The 16,930-nt window shown below is 33.4% G+C and carries 7 protein-coding genes; 4 read left to right on the forward strand and 3 right to left on the reverse strand.

The features are described 5' to 3' along the window. Positions 1 to 1,186 precede the first annotated feature (1,186 nt). Complete coding sequence (djlA, locus tag ERCIKOCA2762_RS03115; protein ID WP_157988706.1) at positions 1,187 to 2,014, forward strand: co-chaperone DjlA; 828 nt, start codon at positions 1,187 to 1,189, stop codon at positions 2,012 to 2,014. A gap of 963 nt (positions 2,015 to 2,977) precedes the next feature. Here djlA and ERCIKOCA2762_RS03120 read toward each other — a convergent pair. Together ERCIKOCA2762_RS03120 and pykF are read right to left on the reverse strand one after the other, a co-directional pair. Continuing rightward, positions 2,978 to 3,727, reverse strand: a complete 750-nt coding sequence (locus ERCIKOCA2762_RS03120) for a Nif3-like dinuclear metal center hexameric protein (protein WP_157988812.1) — start codon at positions 3,725 to 3,727, stop codon at positions 2,978 to 2,980. 1,451 nt (positions 3,728 to 5,178) lie between these two features. Beyond that, entirely contained in the window at positions 5,179 to 6,591 is a 1,413-nt protein-coding gene (pykF, locus tag ERCIKOCA2762_RS03125; RefSeq protein WP_157988707.1) for a pyruvate kinase PykF, read from the reverse strand. Positions 6,592 to 9,549: 2,958 nt separating this feature from the next. Between pykF and rpe the strand changes: the two genes are divergently transcribed. Beyond that, positions 9,550 to 10,236, forward strand: coding sequence for a ribulose-phosphate 3-epimerase (gene rpe / locus ERCIKOCA2762_RS03130; protein ID WP_157988708.1), 687 nt, complete (start codon positions 9,550 to 9,552; stop codon positions 10,234 to 10,236). 901 nt (positions 10,237 to 11,137) lie between these two features. Here rpe and ERCIKOCA2762_RS03135 read toward each other — a convergent pair. After that, the gene (locus ERCIKOCA2762_RS03135) at positions 11,138 to 11,974 is read right to left on the reverse strand and encodes an NAD-dependent epimerase/dehydratase family protein (protein WP_157988709.1); all 837 of its coding nucleotides are present in this window, start codon (positions 11,972 to 11,974) and stop codon (positions 11,138 to 11,140) included. Positions 11,975 to 12,747: 773 nt separating this feature from the next. Between ERCIKOCA2762_RS03135 and pitA the strand changes: the two genes are divergently transcribed. Together pitA and ERCIKOCA2762_RS03145 are read left to right on the forward strand one after the other, a co-directional pair. Next, positions 12,748 to 14,253 (forward strand): inorganic phosphate transporter PitA, encoded by a 1,506-nt coding sequence (gene pitA / locus ERCIKOCA2762_RS03140; protein ID WP_157988710.1) that lies wholly within the window; start codon positions 12,748 to 12,750, stop codon positions 14,251 to 14,253. 777 nt (positions 14,254 to 15,030) lie between these two features. Beyond that, positions 15,031 to 15,453 carry a SoxR reducing system RseC family protein gene (locus ERCIKOCA2762_RS03145; protein ID WP_157988711.1) on the forward strand — a complete coding sequence of 141 codons (423 nt, stop codon included), beginning with the start codon at positions 15,031 to 15,033 and terminating at the stop codon, positions 15,451 to 15,453. Positions 15,454 to 16,930: the final 1,477 nt, after the last annotated feature.

The raw sequence follows: 16,930 nt of genomic DNA on the forward strand, positions 1-16,930 counted from the left end.
TATTAGTACCTTCAAAAATAGGATAACTAATGATATGATCTTTACGAGAGACCTTCTGTTTTTTCAGAAAAACACTAGAACTTACTCGAACTCAGATAATTGATCCTTAGTGAGAGATCGTCATGCTACCTAATACTCTATCTGTTATGAAAAATGGGCCATAGTATAGTACTGGTATATGTATGACATCTAAGAGATAGATTGTTAATTAATAATCTAACGATACAAATTATACAAAAGCAAGCATGGATACGTTAAGAACGAATCTATACATACTATATACCTTCATAATTATATCCTAAATGCAAACATACTGTAATCTATAATATCACGTATCCTGCAATTAATTATTACTCGAGTGTACACAACAGCTATAGCGCCACTGAACTATGATAACTATGCACCAAGGAATACCATTCTAATCTGTAAAATTAATATTTGAAATATTTAGATATACATGTAGCATCCATGCTGTCTGTGATCGGAATCATATCCATCAGGTATTTCTGAAAAACTTCTTCCTGCATGTAAGATTCTATCACAGCCTAAATCATTTCGTACAAAAAGAACCTCCAAATTTTAGTATACTAAAGTTCAAGCATAAATGATTGGATAACATTATGTTCTCCTCAGAAAAACTAACTCTAATGGAATTTGGTTCTATAGACCTTTATTTTTTTTCAAGCTCAGAACGTAAGATCACATATAGAATCACATGAGTAGCCTAAGGTTTTTAAAGTAAAACTTTATAACACATTATATCATAGTCACTAATCACAAAAATTATTAATAGTATTTAAATACACGACCATATCCACTAAGTGGTATAGAAATATATCATATATTTAGCTAATATTAATCATGACATTGACTAAACCACGACTGCTGTAAAAATAGCTATAACTATATTAATGTTCGACTATTACGGCACATACGATTTTCTCAGTAATAAAGAGCCGATACTTTCTTCTGCGTCTAACAAAATAAAAGTATATAGTCTTCTTGTATTTGCTTCTAAAATCGCTGCGCAAAAGATGTAAAAAGTGGGTAACTATAAGAAAAAATCTCAATGCGTGAATACACTATGTCATACATCTTAATATATCAAAATACCTCCCATGCCAAAGAGATAAGCATGACGATTTTTAATTGAAATTATAAACATAACGGCCTAAATGAGGAGTTTATGCACTATTGGGGCAGAGTATTAGGACTAATTTGGGGATTACTATCCGGTTTAGGATTTTGGGGTATATTCATAGGTTTGTTAACAGGGTATCTGTTTGATAAAAATCGCCTATCTACTCAACAAAATAATACCTCTGATCAACACAAACGTCAGTCATTATTTTTTCGAACGACTTTTCAAGTATTAGGGCACCTAACAAAATCTAAAGGACGAGTCACAGATACCGATATTCAGGTGGCATCCACACTCATGGATCGTATGCGATTACATGGAGATAGCCGTACAGCAGCACAATGCGCATTCCGTGAAGGTAAAGAAGTAGACTACCCAATGCGCGAAAAACTGCGCGAACTACGAATAGCCTGCACGAATCGTTTAGATCTTCTCCGGATGTTTCTAGAAATTCAAATTCAAGCAGCATTTGCGGATGGTTTATTGCATCCAAATGAACGCAAGATATTATATATTATCGCAGAAGAATTAGGGATCTCGTGTACACAGTTTTCTCAATTTTTACGGATGATGGAAAGTGGACAGCAATTTAGTAGTAACTACCACTATTCTGATGGAGCTACACATACTAACAATAATGCACAGAAAAGTGCGGGACCTACACTAGAAGACGCTTGTACTATGATCGGAGTATCTAGTGATGACGATATAACCACAATCAAACGAGCTTACCGAAAAAGAATGGGTGAAAATCATCCAGATAAACTAGTAGCTAAAGGTCTGCCTCCGGAAATGATGGAAATGGCAAAACAAAAAACACAAGCATTACAGGCAGCTTACAATCTTATTAAGCGAGAAAAAGGATTTAAGTAACCACTCACCATATGCGCTGATGCAAGAGATCAATCCAAACATAACGCCTTCACCGCTCATGAACGTCACACAATCTATTTTTAATCCAATAGATAATTTCTTCTTTATCATGATGAAATAAACCAAAGATTGATGTTGAATTAGTATTAAGTACGTCAATTTAAGACAAGCAGACGTTTATTGCAGAAAACGACTGATGTTTTATCGTGACATGGGTTAATTGTTATGTTAATTCCCATATGAAACTCTATTATTTATGACCAAGATTTATAATCTATAATAGCAGGATGGTATTTTACTGCTTGTACCAGACCATTCTAGTAATTTATATTATATATATGATTCTATAAAATAAAAACATCAAGTAAAAGTTACATATGAAAGTTATACTGAATCTTCTGCAGATATTTTATCACAAGATCATACAAAATTTTCCTATGTCTTATAGGTTTGCCAAACACAAGTATCCAATAGTATATATGAGAATTATGCAATGGAGTAGTATGCAAGTCTGCTAATGAATAATAGGTATTGGAGGTTAATACACTTCAAAAATATTATACATGATGGAATGGCATGCATTTTCAATTGCACTTGAATTCTATTGAATGTCAAGGGCTGTTATCCTATCGAATAGGACATCGCATCTACATTGAGAGCAACAACGATTAACACACACATTCACAATGAACTTTTACCTTCTGTATTAATATCTCTAAAAACTAAATTTTGTATCTGGCTTCATAAAAAACTACTTATCCTGTTGATACTACCCCACACCACATCGTATGCAAAAACACAGTTTTTACTCTAAACAGCGACTATATATACTATATTTCTATACATTGTTAAGCTCAGATGGTGTATGCAGATCTAGAGCAGCACTTAGAGGTAACTAACTGCTCTGTGTACTCACTCATGTGCATACTATGATTTCAATCATTACTCAAGTGATGATTGGTCTTAAACAGGGTTATCAATATCAACAAATCTAACATCAAGATTGTATTTGTTCGCAATCCATTCACCTAATGCCTTTACCCCGCCCCGCTCAGTAGCATGATGCCCTGCAGCAAACAAATGTAATCCTTGTTCTCGTGCGCTATGTATTGTCTGTTCAGACACCTCACCACTAAGAAACGCATCTACTCCAAACGAAGCTGCTGCATCAATAAAAACCTGACCGCTGCCACTACACCAAGCTATAGATTTAATCAAAGAAGGGGCGTTAGCTGCACCGCAATGCAAGGGTTTACGCCCTAGTATCATACTAATCCTGTTCTTGAAACTATCGACACTTAATGACTGTCTTAGCTCTCCCCAGAGAACAAGAGGTTTTACTACCTCACCTTTAATTTCAATACCTAATAGCTCTGACAATTGAACGTTATTTCCTAATACTGGATGTACATCAAGCGGCACATGCCAGGCAAAAAGATTTATATTATTCTCTAGAAGTATTTTCAATCTCTTTTGCTTCATACCTGTAATCATCGCACATTCTTTTTTCCAAAAATAACCATGATGAACTATCACCGCATCTGCATGGACGCGATAAGCTTCATGTAATAAATCATAACAAGCAGTGACGCCCGTAATAACTTTTTGAATATCCTTTCGCCCTTCAATCTGAAGACCATTTGGCATATTATCACTATAACAAGCACTCTTTAAAAGCTGATTCACCCGAAGTTCTAGTTCAAAATTACATATCATGAATATATGACCCTATCATTTTTAAATTTTTTATCATCATTTCACTCATACGTTCTATAAATTTGTATCTCGTGATACATCCCAATCATCATTGGGTTTTAATATGTTGTTAAAAATCTAAAGTCATACTTATACAATCTGTTTAATTACGAAACACTACAATCATACTTCTTAACATAATTATTTATGAATATTCTATCATTCTATTATGCATATTAATTCATCAGAATTGATCATCTTCAAGTCTGTATCAGTACGATGTATTGTGCAATTTTTCAAAAATATTGGTAACAATTCCATAACTCATGGCATCCGAAATAAATTCATACTCATTGGAGGTTCTTGATTCTCCCTAGTGATAGGATGATTAATTATATAAATCTGAATACTATCTTTTCTAGTTTGAAACTTAGTGATTGGATTTTAATCCAAAAACATTAACCATTTTTATGCAATACCATTATGTAAAATCCACCGATATACTCAGCGCAAATGTGTAAAAAATTACAATACCATTCACATGTGCTTATCTGAGATAATTACGGCTAATATAAAATTTTAAAATAAATATCTGTTAGTTGCTCATCTCAATATAAATATATGCTGTGTGCCAGTGACTATCGTCAAATAAACTATGATGATTATGCTATAAGCGCTTTAAGATACTAGAAACACAGTCTATTGCTTTGGCATGATAGTATCGTAAGTGCTACATGTAGATAAGTTGCTGTTATCACATCCTACTGTCACTATTGATGTATGTTAATATTCACTAGACAATCTTGTATTATAATTGACGTTATTCAGTTATAAAAAGCTAATAGTATTGATGATCAATAATTATCTTGCAAAATACACCGTTTTTATCTTTTATAATACTATATACGTTGCAAGCTGGACTATCTTTGTGCACACCAATAATATTATATACTCATGTATATTGATTATGTATATCATCGGCAACAAAAATAATTATTGGTATCGCGATACATAAAATGGATATACCTCTATTGCAGCTATAATTTGAAAATCAATTAATACCATTAATAATAATTATCCTTTGATGGATACACCGTACAATATTTAGTGTACTAAATAACAATTACCATTATTACTATAATAAGAGTGTGCAAGAATCAAAGCATATTTCTCGATGTGGTATATTATAAACCCCTATGTAGAAAATTAATATATCGTAATACATATATATAAATGTCAAATATAGTACTAAGTAGAACTTTTGCATCCATAAATAATAATCCCTCTGCACACCTATGCCCACTCAATACATATGGTGCTGATCAGTGAGTAATTCTATTCAGGAACCGCACACATAATATCGTCATTGTCTAGTACATAATTAAATACATAACCTTTCTGATATGATATTTATCAATATTAAAGAGATGGCTATTAAAATATAATTTTTAATTGACACCGCATGATGTTTACAATACATGCACTGATAATGTATTCGTAGTACCACTTTTCACTAATGCGCCGGAAACCATAATTATCACGTCACCTGCCTGAGCATACCCGCTGTCTGCGGCAGCTTCTTTACCGAGTTTATAAAAATCATCGGTAGAAGAAATTTTTTCAACTAATAATGTAACAATACCTTTACTGAGCAAAAGTTGTCGGGCAGTTTTTGGATTTGTAGTGAGGGCCAAAATTGTAGCACGTGGAAAGTACTTCCGTACAGACTTAGCAGATTTTCCACCTTCAGTAGCTACAATAATCAACGGAGATTCTAATTTTTCAGAAATGGCTACAGCACTACGACAAACGGCTTCAGTAACACGCATTTTGCTATTATCTTTCTGTAGTACAGTACAACTTTGCATCACAAGATCAGTGCGCTGGCAAATATTTGACATAATACTTACAGACTCAAGCGGGTATTTCCCTTTTGCGCTTTCACCAGATAACATAACAGCGTCCGTTCCATCTAATATAGCATTAGCTACATCTCCAGCTTCCGCACGAGTTGGGCGTGGATTGTTTATCATAGAATCAAGCATTTGGGTGGCAGTGATGATCACCTTACGTTCATGATTGCATCTTTTAATCATCATCTTCTGAGCAAAAATCACTTCTTCCACTGGAATCTCTACACCGAGATCACCGCGTGCTACCATAATACCGTCAGACATGGTAAGAATTTTTTCAAAATTATAAAGCCCTTCTTGATTTTCAATTTTAGAAATAACTTGAATCTTCTCACCGCCATAAGAACGTAGATGATCACGAATCTCGATCACATCCGCAGGCCTCCGAATAAATGAAGCAGCAATAAAATCAACATCCTGTTCACATCCAAAAATCAGATCTAATTTATCTTGTTCTGCTAAGGCTGGTAATTGAATAGATACACCTGGCAAATTAATACCTTTATGAGCACCTAACCTACCATTATTTAGGACTCGGCACATAACTTGATTATTGATAATAGATATTACTTTCATACCAATCAAACCATCATCAACTAAAATAGTATTACCAACTTTTAAGTCTGTAGAAAACCCTGGATAGGTTACTGCTACAATGTCAGCATTACCTATCACGCTCTGATCTGTCGTAAAAATAAAACACTGCCCAGATTTAAGGCAAACATCCTGATCTCCGTGTAATGCCATAGTACGGATTTCAGGGCCTTTTGTATCCAGAAGGATCGCCGCGCGACACCCACTTTTTCTCATAGCATTACGCAAATTCGTAATACGTTGACCGTGTTCCTGGTAATTGCCATGAGAGAAATTTAAACGCATTACATTCATTCCTGCATATAGCAGCTTTGTCAGCATTTCTTCAGATTCAGAATTAGGACCAATTGTACAAACAATTTTCGTTTTTTTCATTGTTATTCATCTTTAATGTAATAAAGTAAGAAGCTATGCGTTAGAATACATTTATCAATTATATTTCCTGACCTCTTGATGATGAATACTACGATATCTTATACATCAACTACTTTCATGCTGTGATTAGCATATCTTTACCACTGATTCTATCAAAATCGTTTGACAAAATTGTAGAGCAGAAACACTCTGCATCTATCAGGATGAAAAAATAGACAACGAATCATTTCAGTGTTGCGTTTGATGTGGAGTAAACGAAAGATGTGCGTATATCAATAATAGTAAGTATACCTAAATATTTAGATCATCTAACTATTGTATACACATCTTGAGATGCTAGATGATACACAAGAGGTAAGTTTCTTGCTCTACCTGATAACGAAGAAAAATATGGACAACATATCATTGTAAAAGTACTATATTGTATAGTAAAAAAATACCATCTTTGTCTAAAAATAAGTCCTACAGCGTAAAACAACAGCGCTCTTACATGTCAGTTACCCCAATTATACAAAATCAAATTTTTGATTTTGGATCAAACATTAAATATCGACTAGAGCGGATCGCAAAATATAATTTTCATATTGAAGAATAAAAAAATTTTGCGTTCATGTTCATTAAAGAAAAGTCATCTCTGTACTTATAAACCAGAGACATCATTGTAATTAGAAATAGATGTTAGTTCAATCACCTGACGCAACACATAAAATTTCCTCACTTCCCATGGAATGGTAGCATGTCTCCCAATACATCTTTCAACCTCACTATCGTGTCATCAACAAGATCGACAATATCCTTTGTCAAATATTATACTCACCTACAAACATTAATCACGCAATGTTAAGTAATACCTAGAATCAGATATATAAAGTAATTGTAATTATTCCCATCTATACGTATAACTACACTACGAAGGCGACCACCGATCAGGTCGTATTTCTCGTTCAAAACAGCTACAAGTCTATGCATGTGCTGAACATATTACAATCAACAACAATCATGAGCCATTCATTAACAACCTATCAAAATTATTACAAAATCTATTACTCAATCAGTTATACTGTCGCCTCACTATAATATTAATTATAGAATTAGTAAGAAAATAGTGATTGTACAAATATAGATCTTAGTAATCATTCCTTTCTATGACCCTACAAATAACACGTACTTTAATGGGAAAGCTACCAGGCTATCAGCTTTACTACAGATACTTTTTGTACATTTGCTAAATTATTTATTAAAAATATAAAATAATGAAAAAATATTTATAAACAACACTAATAGACGAAAGGCGTATCTAAATACTTTATCTATATCCTTATTTTATTCAGGATAGGATGTATAGATAGTTATGTTTGATCTGCATGAAATATTATTGTGATCCATATAGAGTTCTCACCTCATATGCTAACAGACTTTATTCAAATCAAACATATTTTTCTATATTCAATATCTAATAGATTAATGAGAACAATAAACATAAAATCATTACTCATCTGAAACACACGATTGCCTCTTAAAAAAATAAAATATTTTCCTGTACGACAATTACCAAAAAAAACTCCATATGCTCTTTTTTAAAAACCATCAATGTAATACTCAATATATTATTGTGGCTACATCTATTTTGAACCCTATAAAATTTTCCATCTACACACCTAGAGAACACACTATTGCTATCTTGAATAACATTAGTACTGGAACAGTGTATTCCCTATACTGTGAGTACAAGAAACAAAATATAGATCGAGATATCTTAGATCATTTAGCATAACTTTTATAAAATATCTGCGAACTATAGTAAATATTTCTATTATTAAAATGGTATACGTGTATAATTTTAGATAGTAGTAATACCTATGAGGCTAACACATCCTTATCATGGCAGTTTTATTTAGAATAGGGAGACAATACTGAGTCATCCTTTTGCATCTAATGTACCTTCGTGAAAATTGAAGGTTTACTATAGCAATAAGTTCCTCAAAAATAATTAATACATAAAAATCAGCAACAGTTTGAACCCTGCAGAAATTTAAAAGATGTATAATATATACCTGCCTTCCAAAAAATATTATTCAAGGATCAACACAGCGGCACATAATTTAAAATTCCAGAACGCAATCATCACTGCTCGTCGTAATACGCTCATACACAACGGAATAATGCTCTTATCAGGTTTTATTTTAAATATTATTAAGTATTTTAATGTCATTATTAAATAATCTATTATTTATCTATGTTCTATATTCTGTTTCTGTAGATACACACCAAGTGAGCATATAAAAAGTATTTGCCCATGAAAAAAATAAAAATCTGGTAAATACATTACATTCTCTTAAAATTCTGTAGGAATTAACCAGCGAGATATGTCGTCTGATATCTACTGTATGGATTTTTTGTGCAGTTAAACTATTGCATTCTTTGTAAGAATGTGCGCATTGCGTTTTAATCACTGATTAAAAATCATCTCTGATAAAAAATAATTCTTATATCACAACTGATACAAGATAAACAATATCGGTATATATACCATACTGTGCTTTGCTCTTACCTGCTCTTTAATGAAAGCTATCGCATAATATATAGCTAGATTAGCGTATTATTTTTAATTCAGTCATACATGCTAGCGCTCATAGCGCGCTATCTATGGTATACAGGGTCGTTTTGCTGCATATATAAAACGTTCTTCGTTACTCATACCGGTTAGTACATGATCAATTAAAATAGCGGAAAGTTCGTCTTTGATAGCTTGGAGTGCAATACACAACTATTTTAAAATTGACTTATCTTACAAACTCTTCACTCAATATTTATGCCAAAAATTAATAGTATGCGGAGTGTTATAGATTTACCTTGTTATAAATAAAATAAAAAAAATACATAAAACCTAAAACATATGTCATATAACACAATACCTAATCATTAATATCTGCGCCTATCCACCCAAGGAAAAATTAAATGAAAAAATATTTAATCGCCCCATCAATTCTTTCTGCAGATTTTGCACGACTGGGTAAAGATATTTCGAAGGCGCTAGCCGCTGGAGGGGATGTAGTACATTTTGATGTTATGGATAATCATTATGTGCCAAATTTAACTATGGGGTCTATGGTAGTTAAAGCACTGCGTGATTATGGAATAACCGCTCCAATCGATGTCCATTTAATGATTAAACCTGTTGAGCGTATAGTGCCTGATTTTGCTCAAGCTGGTGCCAGCTATATTAGCTTTCATCCAGAAGCCTCTGAGCACATTGATCGTACTTTACAACTTATTATCGAAAATGGCTGTGGTGCCGGATTAGTGCTTAATCCAGCAACACCTCTCCACGTTCTTGATTATGTCATGCATAAACTTAATACTATTTTAGTAATGTCAGTCAATCCTGGTTTTAGTAAACAATTGTTTATCCCAAGTACACTGCATAAAATACGCCAAGTACGTTATCTCATTGATAAAAGTGGCTATGATGTCTGTCTAGCAGTTGATGGCGGCATCACAATGAATAATATTAGTGAAATTGCTGCTGCAGGAGCTGATATGATTGTGGTAGGATCCACACTTTTTGGTCAGATGGACTATAAAAAAATCATCGATAATATGCGATGTAAATTAGAAAAACGTGAATATTCATCCTTTCGTTAAATTTTTCATGAGCATATATATTTTCAATGTGCTAATCACACGATTGATACATATGAATGGTTCATAACACTTACTGATCATCCGCACAAGTCAATAAAAGATAAATAATATTTTTTATAAAAATTCAATACATCAGTTGATTATGATCAACAAGCATTGTACTCATCCCACATATCTTCTTTAGAGGAAATTTCTGATTTTCATATTCAAATATCCCATCGCTCATATCTTTCTCAAGATCTATCATACATTATGAGGAAGGTCTCGATCCTAATCGAACAATTTAATATGAGCATCTGTCTATAGATCTCAGTCTAGTATCTTTATGTGTTACGTCGGAAAAAAATCTACGATATAAAGATGCTATCAATACCATATATGTTTCTCCCCCCCTAAGTCTCCTTAAGCTATATAGCATTCCTAGCTCTTAATATTACGCGCACGCATCCCTAGCGCTTTAAGAAACTTCGGATATATATATCATACCTTTAAGCGTGCGATATAAATTCATAATATATGCTATATGTAATTTATTTTTATTCTACTAGTGGTAGTCGTATGATCGTGTGTGTTTGAAGGTTCTACCGCATACATATCCGCATGGACTATGCTACACCTTGATACCTCGCTTAAGCCTATTGCGATTTAAAGAAGGAATAGTCAAATGTATATTTGCTTTATTGCTATCAAACATTGCAATCTTATTACAAGAAACATAATTTTACATCTCAACAATTTCTATGCATGTTTCCATGTCCAACCTTTCTGTAAATAGTATATGTTATACAGTCTTGATTAATAATCTTCAGGAGATTATCCTCTTTCGTCCGTAACCATACTATATGGTGATATAGTTGAAATTCAATTATTCTAACGTAAAACGAAATTTTCTCATATATTGTTATGAAAACAGCATCTGATTCGGATCAGAATAGCGATAAATAAAACCGAATTCTCGGCAAATTTTGCTACCATCAATAATTTTGCCATGATTCTCTATCTTATCTATAGTAAAAGTGGGCGGTGTTAGACCGACTTGCATAGAAGCATGAGGATAGAACTCATTACGCGCTGGATGCTGTAAAGCACTCAGATTGTAAACCCCCCCTTTTTTCGACTCCTTGAGCAATAATATAATAACCGAAATCACATCATCACGATGCACTAAATTCACGCCATGCGATCCATTTTTTAATTCGGTTTTCCCAGAAAGAAAATAACCAGGATGACGCTTTGGTCCGACTAAACCAGATAACCTTAAAATATCTACTACGACACCCTTTATGTGAAGCAACCAATTCTCAACCTCTCGCAAAACTTTTCCATGTGTGCTATTTGGTGAAAGAGGCGTATTCTCACTGATAATCTCTGAATGTTCGCCGTATACTGCAATAGAACTAGTAAAAATTATACGAGAAACACGCAAATCTCTAGCACTTTCTACTAGATTCTGTATGGCACACAAATAGTCCTTATCTTTTTTACTACTAGAAAACATACGAGTTACCGGCAGTGTGATGACTATGACCTCTACATTCAGGAGCGCCTTCAGGTGATTTTTATTACAAATTACATTTGGTGTTAAATGTAGGTAATAACAATCCATTCCATGCATTCTTGCTGTATCTACTCCATCCTGAGTAGTTTTGCTGCCACTGACTCGCCAACCTAAAGCCATTAGTGCACGCCCTAATGGCATACCCAACCAACCCAGTCCAACAATTGCTACTTTTTTCATCCTCGTTATCCTTTATGAAGCTGATTCAGATAGACTCGAATTACTATAATCTGCGTAAAGTGCATACAAAAGACAAAAACTAGTAGTTTGTATAATACTTATGAGGGCTCTATAAAAACTAATATAGCGCTATCGATCTATTTTTTAGATAAATCCTTTATTGATGTGACATCTTAGAAATAATTCACATAAAACTCATACTCTTCATCATTGTTCTGATTTTATCAGCGGTCTAGAAGACTGCTCATGCTACAAAGACAGGTAACAACTTACTAAAAACTAAAATTAATGGACACACATAAATACAATGTCTTATCTCTGTACCAGATGAATATTAAGAGAAATCTATTAAAATATTAAAAGATGTGGTCTTCGACAAGATTTTTCTTGTGATATTATACAATAGTCATATATATAAAATTAATGTTTATATAAAACAAAATCACTGTATCAAAGGTATATCATACATCACAGCTTCAATTCCTAATAGGCATCGAAGATGAATATTAAATAAATATTTAATAATAGTTGATCTTTTGTAAAAAAAAAGATATTAGACAGATTATGCATCAGAAATTTTCATGAATTGAACTCAGCAATTTGTTGTATAAAATAGTATATTCGATCAATCGTATTAAAAATTCTCAAAGTTTTGCTATCATCCGTTCTTTACTGACATATAAAATGTTGAGATATATAATTTCACTGTTTTGAGGTGTCGTCTTCCGTTCATAGCAGACTATATTCCTCTTTTTAAAAATGGCACAATACTTATGTTAGATTTATTTTCGGCTCTAGATTTTCATACTGGCTATTTGTTATTTATAGCTCTATTCTTTATATTATTTTACGAAGCTATTAATGGCTTTCATGATACAGCTAACGCTGTAGCTACTGTTATCTATACTCGTGCTTTAAGCTCTCAGTTAGCAGTAGTCATGTCTGGAATCTTTAATTTCTTTGGTGTGTTACTAGGTGGTTTAAGCGTAGCCTATGCGATTGTTCATCTTCTTCCTACTGATCTTCTGCTGAATATTAGATCCACGCATGGACTAATTATGCTCTGTTCCATGTTACTTGCGGCTATTATCTGGAACCTGAGTACTTGGTATTTTGGATTACCAGCTTCCAGCTCACATACTCTAATTGGTGGAATTATTGGTATAAGTCTGACGCACGCGTGGATCACACATAACTCATTAGTAGAAGCGCTCAATATTCCAAAAATGCTAAATATTTTACTATCTTTAATCATCTCACCACTTTTTGGTTTTATAATTGCTGGTAGCTTGATTTTTGTTCTACGTAAATACTGGAGCGGGAATAAAAAGAGACAGAGAATTCATATGACCCCAGGAGAGAGAGAGCGCTTTGATGGTAAACGCAAACCGCCATTTTGGACCCGCGTGGCCTTAATTCTATCAGCTATAGGTGTAAGTTATTCACATGGTGCTAATGATGGTCAAAAAGGTATCGGTTTAATGATGCTAGTACTGATTGCGGTGGCGCCTGCTGGTTTTGCGGTCAATATGAATGCAAGTGGATATGACATTTTTCGTACCCGTAGTGCAGTGCATCACCTATATCAGTATTATTCTCAACGCCCTGCTATATTTCTTAAAAAGATTCACCAAGTATCTCCGATAACACCAATCACTGATTCAGCATCTCAACCCCAAAATCGCATGAAATCCCGTTGCGACATATCAGATACATTCTTGACAATCATCAAGGCACAAGAGATTCTTGATAATCTAGTGAACTATCACACTATAAATATTGAACAACGCATCTATTTACGACATTTATTAATGTGTATAGCTAATACCGTAGATAAAGTATCGTTACTACCTAATACCCCTCCTATAGATCAAATACTTTTAAGCAAATTAAAAAAAGACTTACTAAATACCATTGAATATGCACCAATCTGGATTATTATGATGGTAGCTATTGCTCTTTCTCTGGGCACAATGACAGGATGGCGTCGCATTGCGACTACCATAGGTGAAAAAGTTGGTAAAAAAGGCATGACATATGCTCAGGGGATGTCTGCACAGCTAACAGCGGCAGTGTCGATTGGGGTAGCTAGTTACACAGGTATCCCGGTGTCTACTACACACATTCTATCTTCGTCCGTTGCAGGCACTATTCTCTTGAGTGGCGGGGGTATTCAACTGCGTACAGTAAAAATTATCCTAATCGCCTGGTTATTAACGTTACCGATCTCTATGTTATTATCTGGTGCGTTATATGCTCTAGCTATAAAAATTATGTAAGGACGTACTAGTAACTCCTTCTCTTTTGTATATACTAATGATTATTATTTATTCATAATAAAGAACCGTAGCAATATCAATATATTATTGACATTGCTATTAGTCTACTAATGAATTCACAAAGAATGATGTATGTAGTTACAGGCATATGACACATATGTATATCTTGTCTGACGAATATCTCTAATTGGTGATCATGAATAAAATACACATTAGATATTATAGAGGATATGCACTGCATGAAAAACGAGATTCAATCATATTGAAGGCAGTTATAGCACACACTACACACACTACACACACTACACACTACACACTAAAAATATAATCTAGTCACATCAGATTCTATATATATTGAAAATAGACTTAAAGCATACGCTAATGTGGTGCATCAAAAAGCTGTTAGTCAGACCTAGATGTATCTCAGACATGAAATATACTCTGTGCCATCCCAAACTCCTGCTTCACATATGTTCTTATCTGATGATAAGCAGATGAGGTTATGCTATCAGCACCATATCAACATATGCTTATATTATGATAAGTTTCTTTATAATGTCTTTTAGTATACCTACAATCACCTATCATGAGTATTTATGCATCTAATATTAGAGTACAAGAAAGTACAGAAAGAAGATGTAAGTAAGTTCGTTAGCGCTTCGAGTATACCACCAGAGTCTTATACTTCTATCTATAAAAGCTAGAGTCTATATTAACTCATATTTCTACTCCATAATGTCAATTGAAATTAAAAAACTATTTGCAAGGGACCATATAATGGTAAAGGTTCAAGCAACTGTGTTAACATACAACAATCGCATGGCTACACTATATATCCATCACAACACCGTATGTGTACAATGCACTATGCTAGCATACCTAAGAAAGAACAGTATTCTCATTATAGATTCAAAACACATACATACTATGAGACTACAAGACACACAAACAGTGCTAGTTAAACAGAATGTTCAATTAGCTATCAGAGAAAGGACGATACTCATCACGGCCTTTCTGGTATATATTACACCATTGATGGGGTTATTTATGTTTGGAGGATTATGCCAAAAATTTTGCCACAGTGAGATTATTATAGTACTAACTGCATTCCTAGGGGGAGCTCTCGGTGTACTTCTTGCGAAGAAAATCGCTTGTACACTTACTGTGTTAGAGTCATTTCAACCCATTATCATATGTTAACTGTAAATATAAAGGTTGCATCCCCTATCTATTTTTGATAGGGCTTCACAGGTTGCAAGATAGTGCTCTACTCAAATTCCTGTTATGTGTCATCATACGACTATCCTGATCATGACACCCATATGATACATATAGCCAATAATATATACGATGCGCATATACTTTGGTTAATCAAGGAAAGAACTAATAAACAAACTCAATACATGAATGTACATATTATATATTTGATAAAAATTACGGTCCTATAGACCAAAAATAATGCAAAAGGATGTAACATCATTCAACCATATGCTAATTTCCAACTAAGAAGAAAATTTATACTCCGTGGCTATTCTATCGCCAATCTCTAGTGAGTTCTTATTTAATATACATCTTGAGAATTAAGTCTTATCTATATTACTATATATGTACTGTGAATACACGTATGATTGGCGCTTACATTCTAATCATCACTTCTTATTAGGTTACCATTCTGATAGAGACTATGTTGAAATTGACAACTACATCTAGCGATTGAGAATGCTTATATTATGTATTATGCGTGATGTAGTGTCATGCATCATACACAACTACAATCCAACCACACCGATATACAATAACTGAAAATACAAAAAATACTTTATTTGCGTGTATATCATTATCTTATGATTATGCCAACTAAGTCATATTCAGATCACATGCATTCAAGGTGCTATAATTTTGGGTATATCATAAATGAACTCTATAACGCACGTACCTAATGTGTACTTGATATAGAAAGAGCATACTCATTATCAGCATGCGCATGCTAAAATGCATAATAGACAACATAAAAACATATAGGATTATTTGACTATGTAAACGAATTATATAAAGATCTTTTAAATCTGATTTACTATTTATGATAGCGCAATTGATCATACACAACTTCAATTATCAATCAGAAAACACGTTCCAGTAAAATTTCAATCATGGTCATACTGAAAAGAGCATCATATACATTAACATGTAATTAGCACCGAATAACAAACCATACTATGTCAAAAGCACTGAGTATTTTTCAGTTTTACGATCGATAATGTAACTATTAAATATACATCAGATTATGAAGCCAAATTCATGTTAAAAGCTTGAAAAAATCTACCTATTGTTAAAAATTTGAGTAATATATTAGTAAAAATATTACAAGCTCCATAAGTATTAAGAAAAAACTCACTGCTCTACTATAGTAGAGAAATAGTAGTTACATGTGTGGCATAAAAAATATAAGTTAGCGAATAACTTGAATGTTAACGTAACAATGATCACTCTCTAAATGTATAAGCATACAAATTGTCTCTGGTTATTGTACCGAAGAATGCACAACAACCTAATACTGTATATATGACATGAGCCATAAGCGATCTCGTGCTACTAATAATGGGCAGTATGTACATACACCATAGCGCTTGCATCTTCTTTATCACTTCTGTTCCAATAAGTGAAATACAGTTATTTT

This window comes from Candidatus Erwinia haradaeae (assembly GCF_900698935.1).
In the GTDB taxonomy this organism is placed as follows: Bacteria; Pseudomonadota; Gammaproteobacteria; order Enterobacterales; family Enterobacteriaceae; genus Erwinia_E; species Erwinia_E haradaeae_D.